This is a genomic window from Pseudarthrobacter chlorophenolicus A6, assembly GCF_000022025.1.
Lineage (GTDB): Bacteria > Actinomycetota > Actinomycetes > Actinomycetales > Micrococcaceae > Arthrobacter > Arthrobacter chlorophenolicus.
Genome location: NC_011886.1, coordinates 1,801,633 through 1,816,088 on the forward strand (window position 1 = coordinate 1,801,633; position 14,456 = coordinate 1,816,088).

11 protein-coding genes are annotated in these 14,456 nt (G+C 66.3%); 7 read left to right on the forward strand and 4 right to left on the reverse strand.

Annotation, left to right across the window (positions count from 1 at the left end):
* Positions 1-75: 75 nt before the first annotated feature.
* Complete coding sequence (locus ACHL_RS08100) at positions 76-1,599, reverse strand: leucyl aminopeptidase (protein WP_015936815.1); 1,524 nt, start codon at positions 1,597-1,599, stop codon at positions 76-78.
* Positions 1,600-1,854: 255 nt separating this feature from the next.
* On the opposite strand from ACHL_RS08100, the gene ACHL_RS08105 reads away from it, so the two are divergent.
* The 4 genes from ACHL_RS08105 (at position 1,855) to ACHL_RS08120 (ending at position 7,222) form a co-directional block, all read left to right on the forward strand.
* Positions 1,855-2,793, forward strand: a complete 939-nt coding sequence (locus tag ACHL_RS08105) for a proteasome assembly chaperone family protein (RefSeq protein WP_015936816.1) — start codon at positions 1,855-1,857, stop codon at positions 2,791-2,793.
* Between the two features lie 51 nt (positions 2,794-2,844).
* Positions 2,845-4,191 (forward strand): MFS transporter, encoded by a 1,347-nt coding sequence (locus ACHL_RS08110; protein WP_015936817.1) that lies wholly within the window; start codon positions 2,845-2,847, stop codon positions 4,189-4,191.
* A 158-nt stretch (positions 4,192-4,349) separates the two neighbouring features.
* A complete protein-coding gene (locus ACHL_RS08115) occupies positions 4,350-5,639 on the forward strand; it encodes a DUF4192 domain-containing protein (RefSeq protein WP_015936818.1) in 1,290 nt (429 codons plus the stop codon).
* 281 nt (positions 5,640-5,920) lie between these two features.
* Positions 5,921-7,222, forward strand: a complete 1,302-nt coding sequence (locus tag ACHL_RS08120) for an RNA polymerase sigma factor (protein ID WP_015936819.1) — start codon at positions 5,921-5,923, stop codon at positions 7,220-7,222.
* Positions 7,223-7,470: 248 nt separating this feature from the next.
* Here the strand turns inward: ACHL_RS08120 and ACHL_RS08125 are convergent, their stop codons facing one another.
* Positions 7,471-7,692, reverse strand: coding sequence for a DUF7455 domain-containing protein (locus ACHL_RS08125; protein WP_015936820.1), 222 nt, complete (start codon positions 7,690-7,692; stop codon positions 7,471-7,473).
* A 257-nt stretch (positions 7,693-7,949) separates the two neighbouring features.
* Between ACHL_RS08125 and ACHL_RS08130 the strand changes: the two genes are divergently transcribed.
* Complete coding sequence (locus tag ACHL_RS08130; RefSeq protein WP_015936821.1) at positions 7,950-10,058, forward strand: DNA gyrase/topoisomerase IV subunit B; 2,109 nt, start codon at positions 7,950-7,952, stop codon at positions 10,056-10,058.
* Between the two features lie 81 nt (positions 10,059-10,139).
* Here the strand turns inward: ACHL_RS08130 and ACHL_RS08135 are convergent, their stop codons facing one another.
* Positions 10,140-11,132 (reverse strand): M56 family metallopeptidase, encoded by a 993-nt coding sequence (locus ACHL_RS08135; RefSeq protein WP_015936822.1) that lies wholly within the window; start codon positions 11,130-11,132, stop codon positions 10,140-10,142.
* A gap of 6 nt (positions 11,133-11,138) precedes the next feature.
* Entirely contained in the window at positions 11,139-11,522 is a 384-nt protein-coding gene (locus ACHL_RS08140; protein ID WP_015936823.1) for a BlaI/MecI/CopY family transcriptional regulator, read from the reverse strand.
* Positions 11,523-11,783: 261 nt separating this feature from the next.
* On the opposite strand from ACHL_RS08140, the gene ACHL_RS08145 reads away from it, so the two are divergent.
* Both ACHL_RS08145 and cydB read left to right on the forward strand, forming a co-directional pair.
* Positions 11,784-13,388 carry a cytochrome ubiquinol oxidase subunit I gene (locus ACHL_RS08145; protein WP_015936824.1) on the forward strand — a complete coding sequence of 535 codons (1,605 nt, stop codon included), beginning with the start codon at positions 11,784-11,786 and terminating at the stop codon, positions 13,386-13,388.
* An 18-nt stretch (positions 13,389-13,406) separates the two neighbouring features.
* Positions 13,407-14,456, forward strand: a complete 1,050-nt coding sequence (gene cydB / locus ACHL_RS08150) for a cytochrome d ubiquinol oxidase subunit II (protein ID WP_015936825.1) — start codon at positions 13,407-13,409, stop codon at positions 14,454-14,456.

Sequence of the window (14,456 nt, forward strand, 5' to 3'; positions counted from 1 at the left end):
CAGTGTCACGCGGCCCTGTGGCACAGGGATCACCCGTACCGCAGGGCCGCATGCACCGTTGCCGCGCCGCGGCGGTCAGGCTGCGGCCAGGATGTCCTCAACGTAGGCAACGAGGGTACGGACCGTGCAGCCGGTGCCCTGCTTGTGCGTGTAGCCGTAGGGGCTGCCGTTGTTGAAGGACGGGCCGGCGATGTCGATGTGTGCCCAGGGGATCTGTTCGCCCTGCTTGTCCTGGCCCACGAATTCGCGCAGGAACACGGCGGCGGTCATCATGCCGCCATGGCGTTCGCCGATGTTGGCCAGGTCCGCAACCTGGGAATCCAGGGTGGGCCGCAGTTCCTCGGGCAGCGGCATGGGCCACACCAGTTCGCCGGCGCGGTCCGCAGCCGACTTGAGGGCGCCGGTGACGCTGTCCGAGCCCATGACGCCCGCGGTCCGGTTGCCCAGGGCGATGAGTTGCGCACCCGTAAGGGTTGCAACGTCAATGATGGCGTCCGGGTATTCACGGCTGGCTGCAACAATTCCGTCGGCCATGACCAGGCGGCCTTCGGCATCCGTGTTAAGCACTTCCACGGTCTTGCCGCCGAACATCGTCAGGACATCGGCCGGACGGGACGCGGCACCCGAGGGCATATTCTCGGCGATGCAGAGCCAGGCGGTGGCCTTGACCGGCAGGCCCAGTCCGGCGAGGGCCAGGACAGTATTAAGGACGACGGCGGCGCCCGCCATGTCGCTCTTCATGTCGCCCATGCCCAGGGCGGGCTTGATGGAGATGCCGCCGGTGTCGAACGTGATGCCCTTGCCCACGAGGGCGATGCTTGACGCAGCCTTGGCGGGGGAGTACTCCACCTTGACCAGGCGCGGCTGGCGCGTGGAGCCCTTGCCGACGCCCATGATGCCGCCGAAGCCTTCCTTTTCCAGGCGCTTCTCGTCCCAGACCGTCACCTTGACGGGCAGGCCCTTGGCAAGGTCCTTGGCTGCCTCGGCGAACGATTCCGGGTACAGGTGGCTGGGCGGGGTGTTGACCAGCGAACGCGTGGCGTTGACAGCCTTGGCCACCAGCCCCGCACGCTTCAGTGCGGTGCCGAGTTCCTTCTGCTCCACCACGTCGGTGAAAATCAGGGCGTTCCGGACCGGATCCTTGAGCCCGTCCTTGGCGGACCGGAACTCGGTGAAGGAGTACGCGCCCAGCGCCGCACCCTCGGCGACGGCCTCGACGTCGGCGACGGACGCCGTCGGGAACGCGAGCGCCACCGTTGCGAGCCCTGCCAGCTGGCGAACAGCGGAACCGGCGGCACGGCGAAGCGATTCAGCGGCGAGCGGCTTGCCTGCCTGCACCTTGCCCACTCCCGCCAGCACCAGGATGCCCGCGCCGGTTTCCGGCAGGCCGGGCAGCCGAACCACCTGGTCTGCTGCGCCGGTGATGCCCAGCGCCTTGAGGGAGTCGGCGAGGGCTTCAGCCGATTTTGCCGTCAGCGGGTTCTCCAGCAGTACTGGCCCGTCAGTTCCCTGCCCCACCCCGATGACCACGGCGTCGCTGGGGCTCTTCTTCAGGTCCCGGGAGACGGTACTAAGGTTGATTTCAGTATTCTTGACCACAGGGATGAGTCCTCAATTCTCGAAAAGATCGGGCGGGGATGCATGTTCGGCTCCCGCCATGGTGGCCCGGAGGCGGCCGTTCCGGACGCGGCCCGGGCGAAAGCAGGCCCGGCTGGCAGGCCAGTTCCGATCGTAGCCCTTCGCCGGCGCGGCGGGAGAATTTCCTGAGATGTGCACCACACGGTGCGGCGGAATGCCGCGTCCCGACTCTGCGTTATGCCTGATGACTTCCCCGACCCGTGAAAGGACCATGGCGTGCTTGAAAGGATCTCCGGCTCCCTGCTGGACCCCGACGCTCTCTATGCGAGCAACATCGAGCTGTTCCACAGCCCTGAGCTGCGCGGCCTGAACCTGGTGATGGGGTTTACCGGCTTCGCGGACGCCGGCCATGTGGTGAAGCAGATCAATGCCGAATTGCTGGACTCCCTGGATGCCCGGCCCGTTGCCGTCTTCGACGCCGACCAGCTGATCGACTACCGGTCCCGCAGGCCCCACGTGAGCTTTGTCGAAGACCATATCCAGGATTACCAGGAGCCGCGGCTGGCGCTTTACCGGCTGGTTGACGGGCTGGGGAAGCCGTTCCTGCTGCTGGCCGGGTTCGAGCCCGACCTTCAGTGGGAGCGCTTCGCCCGTGCAGTCGTGGGAATCGTGGAAAAGCTTGACGTCAACCTGGTCACGTGGATCCATTCGATTCCCATGCCGGTGCCGCACACCCGCCCGGTAGGTGTGACGGTGCACGGAAACCGGCCCGAACTGATCGAAGGCATCTCCGTGTGGAAGCCAACGGTGGAGGTACCCGCCGCCGTCGGCCACATCCTGGAGCTGCGCCTCGTCGAGGCGAACCGCAACGTTGCCGGGTACGTCATCCACGTGCCGCACTACCTGGCCGAAGCCGAATACCCCACCGCCGCCGTAGCGGGCCTGGAGTACCTGGGTGCGGCCACATCCCTCATGCTGCCCACGGACCGGCTGCGCGAATCGGGCCGCGACGTGAGCCGCCAGATCGCCGAGCAGATCGAGGCCTCCGAAGAGGTCCAGCAGGTGGTGTCCCGGCTGGAAACCCGTTACGACGAAAAGTCCGACGGCATCGTCCGCCGGTCGCTGCTCGCCGACGAGAACGACGAGCTTCCCGACGCCGATGTGCTGGGTGCCGCCGTCGAGGCCTACCTCGCCCGGGAGAACCCCGGGCAGTAGCCGGCGGCGCGTGCTGACGTGGGGCATGTGGCGTGCGGGCATAATGAAGACGTGACTGCACCCCGCGCCTGGCTGATTTGGACCGTCGGTGTTTTCGGGTACCTGGTTGCTGTATCCCAGCGCACGTCCTTCGGCGTGGTGGGACTGGAGGCCACCGAGCGGTTCCATGCCAGCGCATCGGCGATCTCTTTCTTCACCGTCCTCCAGCTGCTGGTCTATGCGGCCCTGCAGATCCCCGTGGGGCTCCTGGTGGACCGGTTCGGTTCACGGGCCATGATCGCCGGCGGCGCGGTCCTGATGGGCCTGGGCCAGTTTCAGCTCGCCTTTGCCGACAGCATTCCCGGCGGCGTCCTGGGCCGCGTCCTGGTGGGCGCCGGTGATGCCATGACCTTTATCTCCGTGATCCGGCTGATCCCGTTGTGGTTCGCGCCGGCCAGGGTTCCCCTCGTCACACAGCTGACCGGCATGTCCGGCCAGCTGGGCCAGCTCATCAGTGTGATCCCCTTCGCCTTCGTCCTGCACTCGGCCGGCTGGACGCCCGCGTTCCTGATGCTCGCCGGCATGTCCGCTGTGGCCGTAGTGCTGGTGGTGGTCCTGCTGCAGGACGTACCGCCCGGCGTCGAACGGCCCACATCGCAGCAGGGGCTGAAGGCGACCGGAGTGTCGCTGGCACGGGCATGGCGCCAGCCCGGCACCCGGCTGGGAATGTGGAGCCACTTCACCATCCAGTTCAGTGGAACCGTGTTCGCCATGACGTGGGGCTACCCGTTCCTGATCTCCGGACAGGGCCTGGACGCCGGCACTGTTGCGTCCCTCATGGCGCTCTATGTGGCTGCGGCGATGGCGGTGGGCCCGTTCATTGGCCGCTTCGTTTCCCGGCACCCGCTGCGGCGCTCCACGATGGTCCTGCTCATCGCGGCGGTGACGGCGGCCGCCTGGGCGGCGGTCCTGCTCATCCCGGGCCGTGCTCCGCTCTGGCTGCTGGCCATCCTGGTGGTGGCCCTGGCCATCGGCGGCCCCGGGTCCATGATCGGTTTCGACTTCGCCCGGACCTTCAACCCTGCGCACCGCATCGGCACCGCCACCGGGATCGTGAACGTTGGCGGCTTTATCGCTGCCCTGACGGCCATCTTCCTCATCGGGGTTGTCCTGGACGTCCTTTACGCCAGCGGCTTCTCCAACGGCGTCCTCTACGGGCTTGATCCGTTCCGCATTGCCTTGAGCATCCAGTTCCTGCTGCTGGGGCTCGGCACGGCCGCCGTCATCGGGTGCCGGCGCAAGGTCCGGCGCCGGATGGCCGAGCAGGGCGTGGTGGTACCGCCGCTGCGGACGGCCCTTGCCAGGCAGCGCCGCGAGAACCTGGCCCGGCGCAACCAGAACACCCCCACGGACGACTGACCAGTCCTCCACAACCGCTCCTCCGACGTCAGGTGAGAACGGCTTTCCGGGCTTTATGGTGGTGGACGCTGCCGCTTGCGGACGACGCCAGGCAGGACTTGTCCACTTAGGCAGGGACGCACCTTCCCGGCCACGGCCGCCCGGCGGATCGTGGAGCCATGACAGCTCCCGAAAGACTCACCGTCACCGGCCCCGCGGATATCCTCGGTTTCATTCCGCATTCGCTGGGCTACTGGCCTTCCGACAGCCTCGTGGCCATGACCATGCACGGCAGGCAGCTTGGCGCCACGCTTCGATTGGACCTTCCGGCGCCTGAAGCGGATGCCGCGCCGGAGCACTATCTGCAGGCGGTGCGCGGCTACCTTGATGCCGACACGAATGCCGACGGCACGCTGCTGGCCGTGTTCACCAGCGACACCCACCTGGCCGCAGGGACTTATGGCCGGCTGTTGGCCGGCCTCGCGCCCGTGCTGGACCAGGCCGGCATGCCGGTCCGCGACGCCTGGTACGTCGGCGGGGACTACTGGCGGGACGCGTTTTGCCTTGATGCCGACTGCTGCCCGGGGCCCGGACGTCCCGTCCAGGAAATCCGTGACAGCGCACTGAACGCGGAAATGGTGTACCGCGGAAGCAGTGTGGGACCCGCGCCGGAACGGCGTGAAACCGCTGCCCGGCCGGTTTCCGCCATGCACCGGGCCGCAGCCATGGAGGCTGAAGAAGAGTGGGAACGCGGGCTGGCGCCGCGGCGCCGCAGCCTGGCACAGTTCCGGCTGGTCCTGGATGTGTGGGAGGACCTTCTGGCCCGGCCCGCCGCGCTGCCCTGGGTGCCGGATGTTGACCGCGACGGTTTCCTGTCCGCCTCCCTCCTGGTCCCGCACTGGCGGGACGCTGTGCTGGTGATGAGCGCAGCTGGGAGGAAGGCGGCCGAGGGCGGTGTTGAGGGACTCCATTTCCTCGACGATGCCCTCCAGCTGGAGGCAATCAGCCCGCTGGCAGTTTCGGGCAACGACACCGGCACGCCCGGTGGTCCGGGTGGGCCAGGCAGCAGCGCAGGGGAGTGCTGGGGGCTTGAACGACTTCACGCGGCGTACCGTGCGGAGCCGGTGCCTGTTGACGGGGAAGTGCCCAACTACGGGGCGGTCCTGATGGGAATTGCGCCCGCCGCCCCGGACTGGGCGGGCATGGACGGGTTGGACCGCATCCTGGCGGAGTTGGCAGCGTTAAACGGCCAGGCGGCCGCAGCGGCGCTGACCGGCCGTGGCTGGATCTCATGGTGCCGTGGCCGGGGCTCCTACGCAGCCCGGTACCTGCGTGACGCGATGACCGCCCAGCCCGGGTACCGGCTGGCGGAACTGATCCTGGAGCTGGTGGGACGTGGATCCATTTGCGGGTGGGCGGCCAGGAAGGAATCCGCCTGGCAGAAGTTCGGTCCCGGAGCCGCTGCGTGAGCGTGGACTCCGGGTAGGGACAGCACGTCCGGAAGCGGCCCGTGAAAGCCGGGGGAGGCCCGATGCGGGGAAACATGAGACAATGGATGCCGAGACCCGGTTGGGTCCGTGTATTGAGCACCAGCAGTATTGCCCCCAGGGGAACAATACGGCCGCTCCGGTAGTTGTCTTAAGAGACTCTGCCGGCCGTGGTGGCGCTTGATTTACATCACGGACTTGACAGGGTCATAGTGGTGTTGCCCGTATGGCGATTCCACAGACCACCGCAAGAAAGGTTTTCTGTGACCCCGTCTTCCACGAAGAAGGACCCCGCCGCCCAGGACAATCTGTCCGCCGAGGAGAAGCAGGCTGCGACCAACGCCAAGCGGGCCGCTACCCGGGCAGCCAACAAGGCTTCCTCCGGCGCGGACGGCAAGCCCGAGCCCAAGAAGCGCGGGCCCAAGCCCGGCGCCAAGGCAGCCGCTGAGGCCGCCAACAAGGCTTCTGCCGACGACGCTGACGACGTTGAGGACGTCGAGGAGGATCCCGACGAGAGCCTCCTGGAAGGCGCCGAGGCCGCTGAAGAGAGCGAAGCCACCACTGCCAAGGGTGCCGTTGGCAGCGGCAAGGGCTTTGTCTACTCTGACGCCGACGACGACGACGCCCCCGTCCAGCAGGTCATGTCGGCGGGTGCCACTGCCGACCCCGTCAAGGACTACCTGAAGCAGATCGGCAAGGTGGCACTGCTCAACGCTGAGCAGGAAGTGGACCTTGCCCTGCGGATCGAAGCCGGCCTGTTCGCCGAAGAGAAGATCGCCGCTGACGACGGTTCCATGGAGCCGAAGTACAAGCGCGAACTCGAATTCATCATCCACGACGGCAAGCGCGCCAAGAACCACCTGCTGGAGGCCAACCTCCGCCTGGTGGTCTCGCTGGCCAAGCGCTACACCGGCCGCGGCATGCTCTTCCTGGACCTGATCCAGGAAGGCAACCTGGGCCTGATCCGCGCTGTGGAGAAGTTCGACTACACCAAGGGCTTCAAGTTCTCCACGTACGCCACGTGGTGGATCCGCCAGGCCATCACCCGTGCCATGGCCGACCAGGCCCGCACCATCCGTATCCCGGTGCACATGGTGGAAGTCATCAACAAGCTGGCCCGCGTCCAGCGCCAGATGCTGCAGGACCTGGGCCGCGAACCCACGCCCGAGGAACTGGCACTAGAACTGGACATGACGCCCGAAAAGGTTGTCGAGGTCCAGAAGTACGGCCGCGAACCCATCTCCCTCCACACCCCGCTGGGTGAAGACGGCGACTCCGAGTTCGGCGACCTCATCGAGGACTCCGAAGCCGTGGTTCCCGCCGACGCCGTAAGCTTCACGCTGCTGCAGGAGCAGCTGCACTCCGTTCTGGACACACTGTCCGAACGCGAAGCCGGCGTAGTGGCCATGCGCTTCGGCCTGACCGACGGACAGCCGAAGACTTTAGACGAAATCGGCAAGGTCTACGGAGTCACGCGCGAGCGGATCCGCCAGATCGAATCGAAGACCATGTCCAAGCTGCGCCACCCGTCACGCTCGCAGGTGCTGCGCGACTACCTCGACTAGGCAACACGCGCCGGCCGGTCCGCAAGGGCTCCGGTCACAGGGCAGGTCAGCGGGCCGGTCCGGATCCATCTACAAGGATCCGGGCCGGCCCGCTGGCGTTTGCAGCCTGATTCGGCTGAAGCGGCGGCTCCGTTCGGCGGAGCCACCCCGGTACGGCCAGGCCCGCACCGCAGCAAAGCGCTGCTAAAAGCAAAAGGGTGGGACCCCTCCATTCGGAGGGGTCCCACCCTTTGGACGTTGTGCTGTCCCTAGTCGATTTCCACGGCTTCCTTCTGGTGAAGCTTGGCCGTCTCATCGTGCCAGTCCGAGCTCAGGGGCTTGAGCGTCGCTTCGACGGCACGGGCGTGGTGGCCGCAGAAGAGCAGCTCACCGCCGGAGGACTCGAGTACAACCCGGACATACGCTTGAGCTCCGCAACGGTCGCACCGGTCGAGTGCGTTGAGTGTGCGGTCTGCCACTGCTGTTGTCATAATCGGCCTCCTTAGTAGATCTGTATGTCTATATAACCAGTATTCGTATCCAAACCATCGCAAGGATGGACCAAGTTCGCTGTCCGCGTATCCGCAAGCTTCGGTCAAGATTTGCCCCTGACGGGCACCCGGTGCCTAAGTGGCGCGGTCCACAGGGGCCGCAAGGAGTGGCAACCGCAGCTCCGGTCCGGGGCCGACTACCCTAGAGGGAGCGCTTTAAGCGCCTGCTGTTCCGTCCCTGAAGGAGTTCATCACCAGTGGCACCAAGCTCTGAGTACACCGCCCGGCATCTGTCAGTCCTGGAAGGCCTGGAGGCCGTCCGCAAGCGCCCGGGCATGTACATCGGCTCAACCGACTCGCGCGGCCTGATGCACTGCCTTTGGGAAATCATCGACAACTCGGTGGATGAGGCCCTGGCTGGCTTTGGCCACGACATCCGCATCATCCTGCATGCGGACAACTCCGTGGAGATCCACGACGACGGCCGCGGCATCCCCATCGACAAGGAACCCAAGACGGGACTCACCGGCGTCGAGGTGGTCTTTACGAAGCTGCACGCCGGCGGCAAGTTCGGCGGCGGTTCCTACACCGCCTCCGGCGGCCTGCACGGCGTGGGCGCCTCGGTGGTCAACGCGCTGTCGTCCAGGCTGGACGTGGAGGTTGACCGGGGCGGCAAGACTTACCGGATGTCCTTCCGCAGGGGTGAGCCCGGGCGCTTCAAGGATGTTGGCAGCAAGACCGACCCGGCAGCCGCGTTCACCCCGTTCGTTGACGACTCGGTGCTCGACATCGTCGGCAAGGCCAAGCGCGGCGTCACTGGCACCCGCATCCGCTACTGGGCTGACCGCCAGATCTTCACGCCGGACGCGAAGTTCTCCTACGACGAACTGGCTGCGCGTGCACGGCAGACGTCGTTCCTGGTGCCGGGCCTGAAACTGACCGTCCGCGACGAACGCAGGGTGCCCGGGACCGCGGGCGAGGCCGGCCCGCATGAAGAGGTGTTCCACCACGACGGCGGCATCTCCGAGTTTGTCGACTTCCTGGCCGCGGACCCGCCGGTGACCGACGTCTGGCGGCTGCACGGTTCGGGCAAGTTCAAGGAAACCGTCCCCGTCCTCGATGAGCGGGGCCACAGCCAGCTGGCAGAGGTGGAACGTGACTGTGAGGTGGACGTGGCCCTGCGGTGGGGCATCGGCTACGACAGCACCGTCCGCAGCTTCGTCAATATCATCTCAACGCCGAAGGGTGGAACTCACCAGTCCGGCTTCGAGCAGGCGCTCGTGAAGACCTTCCGCAAGGCTGTGGAAACCAACGCCCGCAAGCTCAAGGCCGGCAATGACAAGATCGAAAAGGACGACATCTTTGCCGGCCTGACGGCAGTCCTCACCGTGCGTCTTGCCGAGCCGCAGTTCGAAGGCCAGACCAAGGAAATCCTTGGCACTTCTGCCGTCCGCGCCATTGTGGCGAAAGTGGTGGAGCGGGAGATCGTTGCCAAGCTGAACTCCGCCAACCGCAACGACAAAGCGCAGTCCGCCCTGCTGCTCGAGAAGATCGTCAGCGAGATGAAATCGCGCATCTCGGCCCGCGTGCACAAGGAGACCCAGCGGCGCAAGAACGCGCTGGAAACCTCTTCGATGCCCACCAAGCTGGCAGACTGCCGCACGGACGACGTCGAACGTTCCGAACTCTTTATCGTGGAAGGCGACTCGGCGCTGGGAACTGCCAAGCTGGCACGGTCCTCCGATTTTCAAGCGCTGCTGCCCATCCGCGGCAAGATCCTCAACGTGCAGAAAGCGTCGGTGGGGGACATGCTTTCCAACGCCGAATGCGCGGCCCTCATCCAGGTGGTGGGTGCAGGGTCCGGCCGCAGCTTCGACATCAGCGCGGCCCGTTACGGCAAGGTCATCCTGATGACCGATGCCGACGTGGACGGGGCGCATATCCGCACGCTGCTGCTGACGCTCTTCTTCCGTTACATGCGCCCGATGATCGAGGAGGGGAGGGTGTTCGCCGCCGTCCCGCCGCTGCACCGGGTGGAGGTGGTCAACGCCGGGCAGAAGGCCAACGAGATGATCTACACCTACTCGGAGGCGGAGCTGCACGTGCTGCTGGCCCGGCTGGCCAAGGAAGGCAAGCGCTACAAGGAACCCATCCAGCGGTACAAGGGCCTGGGTGAAATGGACGCGGAGCAACTGGCCGAGACCACCATGGACCCCCGGCACCGGATGCTCCGCAAAGTGGGGATCGCGGAACTGGAAGAGGCCGAGAAGACCTTTGACCTGCTGATGGGCTCTGATGTGTCCCCGCGCAAGGACTTCATCATCGCCGGCGCCGCAAGCCTGGACCGGGAGCGCATCGACGCCTGATAAGGGGTGTCGGGCCGGGCTGGCGGCACACCCGCCGGACGTCGGCGCCCCACGCGCGTGTAAGGTCCGACGGGGGGTGGTTCAGCCCAGCAGGCCGGGGACCACCAGCAGGGCGGTGGGGATCGCCAGCAACAGCACGCATGCGGTGAGGACCAGGCTCCGTGCGGCCCGCGGCAGTTCGGTCTGTGGCGAGAGCAGGCGGCTGACACGGGACGCCGTGGTGCGGGCGGAGTCGGAGCCCGCAGTTCCCGCGGCAGCGTCAAGGCCGGACAGCGCCATCCCGGGGGCGGCCTGGCTGGCGCCGTGACCGTTCGGTCCGGCGGGCGAACCGCTGGCCACGATGGCGATTGCTTTGATGAGTGTGGCTTTGCTGGCGGTCCGAAGGGCAACGTCGTCGGCCAGCATTTCGATCAGCGAGCTCACCGACTCCTGCGCCAAGCGCGTGGTGGGCAGCCAGGGGAGGGCCTGGCGCCACGCAGCGAACGCCCACAGCAGAAGGTGGTGCCGCTGGCTCAGGTGGGCGTTTTCGTGGGTCAGGACGGCCTGGAGCTCTGCCGGCTCAAGGGCCGCCATGAGGCCGTCGGAGAGGACCGTGACCGACCGGGCTCCGCCGGGCAGGCAATAGGCCACCGGGGAGTCATGGCTGATGACCAATGTGCCGGTGTCCTGGCTTGAGGGGGACGCCAACAGGGCCAGCAGCTCGCGGTGGCGCCGTCGCTGCCGCTGAATCCTGTAATAAGTCAGCAGCAGGGTGAAGACAAGGTGGGCAGTCAGCAGGGCTGCCGCAGACAGGGCGAAAATATGCCAAAACCCCAGGGCCGTGGTGGGGGCGTTGAAGAGCACCATGCCGGCCAGGGACCGGAGCCCGGCGATCAGGTTGTCCCCGATGGGTTCGAGGCCGTACACCAGCATGGCACCGATCATTGACAGGCCACCTGCCAGGGCGATGGCCTGCCAGAGCACCATCGCAGTAAACGGCGACCTCGCGGGCCACTGCGCGCGCGACAGCAGGATGGGTACCGGCCACGCCAGTATGATCGCCAGGACCGCCAGCAGGTATGAGGCCCAGAACATGGTGGGCTAGACGTGACCCAGCAGTTTACGCAGCGTTTCGGCTTCACCTTCGGAGACGGATCCGATGAACCGGGCCAGGACGGCTTCGCGGTCCGGAGCCGACCCCAGCACCTCATGCATGAGTTCGGCCGTGTGGTCCGCCCGGCTGGAGACGGCCTGGTAGCGGTGCGGACGGGTTCCGCGTTCCCGCTCCACAAGGCCCTTCTTTTCCAGCCGCGACAGCACCGTCAGCACAGTGGTAACAGCGAGTTCCTTGCCCTCGTGGCCGGGGCCGCCCTGCGCGGCGGACGTGCGGGCCAGCTGGTCCCGCAGAGTGTTGGCCGTGGCTGCTTCCTGGCCCGCCCAGAGCAGGTCCATCACTGCCCGTTCCAGTTCACCAAGACTAGCCATTGCACTTTTCCTTTTTGTCCCCGCACCGCGCGCTTCCCGCGCCGGTGACTGCTCAACGGTTAAACAACTTCAGGATCAAATTTACCCTGAAACCGCCGGACTTTCTACGTTGGGTAGAACACGTGGCGCGACGGACAGTTAGGCCCCATGCTGGTAAGGGGCGGTGCGTTTTCCGCCGGACAGCAAGTTGTTCTACACTCTGTAGAAGTTGAACTTCTACGAATCGTAGAAGTTTGAGTTGGCCTAGAGTAGGGACCTGCCTTGGACGCCTTGGAAATCGCACGCTGGCAATTCGGCATCACCACCGTCTACCACTTCATGATGGTCCCGCTGACCATCGGCCTTGGCCTGGTGGTGGCCGTCATCCAGACCGCCTGGCACCGCACCGGCAAGCCCGAGTACCTGCGGATGACCAAGTTCTGGGGCAAGCTCTTCCTCATCAACTTCATCATGGGCGTGGCCACCGGCATCGTCCAGGAGTTCCAGTTCGGCATGGCCTGGAGCGAATACAGCCGGTTCGTCGGCGATGTGTTCGGGGCGCCGCTGGCCCTGGAAGCCCTGCTGGCCTTCTTTGTCGAGTCCACCTTCCTGGGGCTGTGGATCTTCGGCTGGAAGCAGCTGAAGCCGGGTATCCACCTGGCCTGCCTTTGGGTGGCGGTGATCGGATCGGTCTTCTCCGCCTACTTCATCATCGTGGCCAACAGCTGGATGCAGCACCCGGTGGGCGTCGAGATGATCGACGGGCGCCCGGTCATGACCGACGCCTGGGCCGTCTTCACCAACAACACCGCCCTCGTTGCCGTCCCGCACACCCTCTTTGGCGCCCTTGCGGTGGCCGGCGGCTTCCTGCTCGGCATCGCCTGGTACCACCTGTGGCGCCGGCGCCGCGACGGCATTGACACCGTGGGTGCCGACGGCAAGGTTGTTCCCGGCGAGTCCGCCACCATCCCCGGCCGTGACCGGGCAGACCACAGCGTTTGGATCCGCTCCCTCCGCATCGGCGCCGTAGTGGCCATGATCTCCTTCGCCGGAACCGCCGTCACCGGCGACCTGCAGGGCAAACTCATGTTCGAACAGCAGCCCATGAAGATGGCCGCAGCGGAAGCTGCCTGCCACGACGGCACTGGGTTCTCCGTGCTGAGCATCGGCAACATCGGATCCCAGAACTGCGACGACATCGTGGCCGTCATCGAAGTCCCCGGAATCCTGTCCTTCCTGGCCAAGGGTGATTTCACCACCGAGGTGAAGGGCGTGAACACGCTCCTGCCCGAGTACAAGGAGAACTACGGCACCCACCTGCCGGACAACCCCATCTACGGTGAGCGCGCCGGCCAGGAAATCGAGTACCTGCCGGTCATGGAGGTCACCTACTGGGGCTTCCGGATGATGATCGGCTTCGGCGGACTCGCCGCGCTGGCGGCCGTGGTGGCCCTGTGGCTGACCCGGAAGGGCACCGTGCCCCAGTCGCCGTGGCTCATGCGGCTTGCCATCTTCGGCATCCTCGCCCCGTTCGGTGCCAACGCCGCAGGCTGGATCTTCACCGAGATGGGCCGGCAGCCGTTCGTGGTGGCCCCCAACCCGGACCCAAGCGGCATCGACCAGGTATTCATGTTCACTGCCGCGGCCGTCTCGCCCGGGGTTTCTGCAGGCGAGCTGGTGGCTTCGCTGGTGACCCTCACAGCGGTCTACGCCGTGCTGCTGGTGGTGGAGGTCAAGCTGCTGGTGAAGTACATCCGCGGCGGCGTGGTGTCCGCCATGCCGGAACTGGCCCATGTCCCCGCCGATGAGAACGAGGACGAAACGCCGGGCTCCGGCGGACCGGGCGGCACCAAGCCCGCCGACGACGTCCTGGCCTTCGCCTACTAAGAGCAGAGGAAATCGACAATGGAACTGCTGCCCACCATCTGGTTCATCGCCATTGCGGTGCTGTGGACCGGCTATCTCTTCCTCGAGGGCTTTGACCTCGGCGTGGGGATGCTGATGAAGATCTTCGCCCGGAACAACCCCGAACGCCGTGTCCTGCTGAACACCGTCGGCCCAGTCTGGGACGGCAACGAGGTCTGGCTGCTGACCGCCGGCGGCGCCACATTTGCGGCGTTCCCGCTCTGGTACGCCTCCCTGTTCTCAGCCCTCTACCTGCCCCTGCTGGTGGTCCTCGTGGCCCTGATCTTCCGCGCCGTGGCCTTCGAGTACCGCGGCAAAGTGGACACGGACCGCTGGCGCGCCCGGTGGGACTGGGCCATCGCGCTCGGTTCCTTTTTCGCCGCCTTCGGCGTCGGAGCCGCTCTTGCCCTGACCACCACCGGCCTGCCCCTCAATGCCAACGGCGACCGCGAAGGCGGCCCCTTTGCCTGGTTCAGCGGTTACGCCGTATTGGGCGGCGTGGCCGTGGTGGGCTTCTCGCTGGTCCACGCGCTGGCCTTCCTTGCATTGAAGACCGACGGCGAAGTGCGGCACCGTGCCCGCGCCTGGTTCGTGCGCCTGCTTCCGGTGCTGATCCTTCCCATCGCGGCCTGGGCGCTCAGCATCCAGTTCCTGGACGGCAAACCCTGGACCTGGGCCCTCGTGGTGCTCGCCGTGGCTGCCGCCGCCACCGCCTGGCTGCTGGCCCGCGCCGGCGCCGAAGGCAAGGCGTTCCTGGCGCTCGGCGCCTTCCTGGTGCTTGGCACGGCCTCCATCTTCGGCGCAGTGTTCCCCGTGGTGCTGCCCTCCACCCTGGACACCGCCTTTGACCTGACCATCTCCAACGCCTCGTCCTCGGACTACACCCTGGGGCTCATGACCGTCGTGGCCGCATTCGGACTTCCGCTGGTGATCGCGTACCAGGCATGGACCTACTGGGTGTTCCGCCGCCGGGTCAGCACCGATTCAATTCCGGAAGCCCACAGCTTCCTGCCTGCCATCGCCGCCAAGGCGTTCACCACCAAGGCCTGA

Coding starts and splice junctions, on each gene's coding strand:
- ACHL_RS08135 (WP_015936822.1), bottom strand. CDS start 11,132: ATGTTCTGGGCCTCATACCTGCTGGCGGTCCTGGCGATCATACTGGCG.
- ACHL_RS08140 (WP_015936823.1), bottom strand. CDS start 11,522: ATGGCTAGTCTTGGTGAACTGGAACGGGCAGTGATGGACCTGCTCTGG.
- cydB (WP_015936825.1), top strand. CDS start 13,407: ATGGAACTGCTGCCCACCATCTGGTTCATCGCCATTGCGGTGCTGTGG.
- ACHL_RS08125 (WP_015936820.1), bottom strand. CDS start 7,692: ATGACAACAGCAGTGGCAGACCGCACACTCAACGCACTCGACCGGTGC.
- ACHL_RS08115 (WP_015936818.1), top strand. CDS start 4,350: ATGACAGCTCCCGAAAGACTCACCGTCACCGGCCCCGCGGATATCCTC.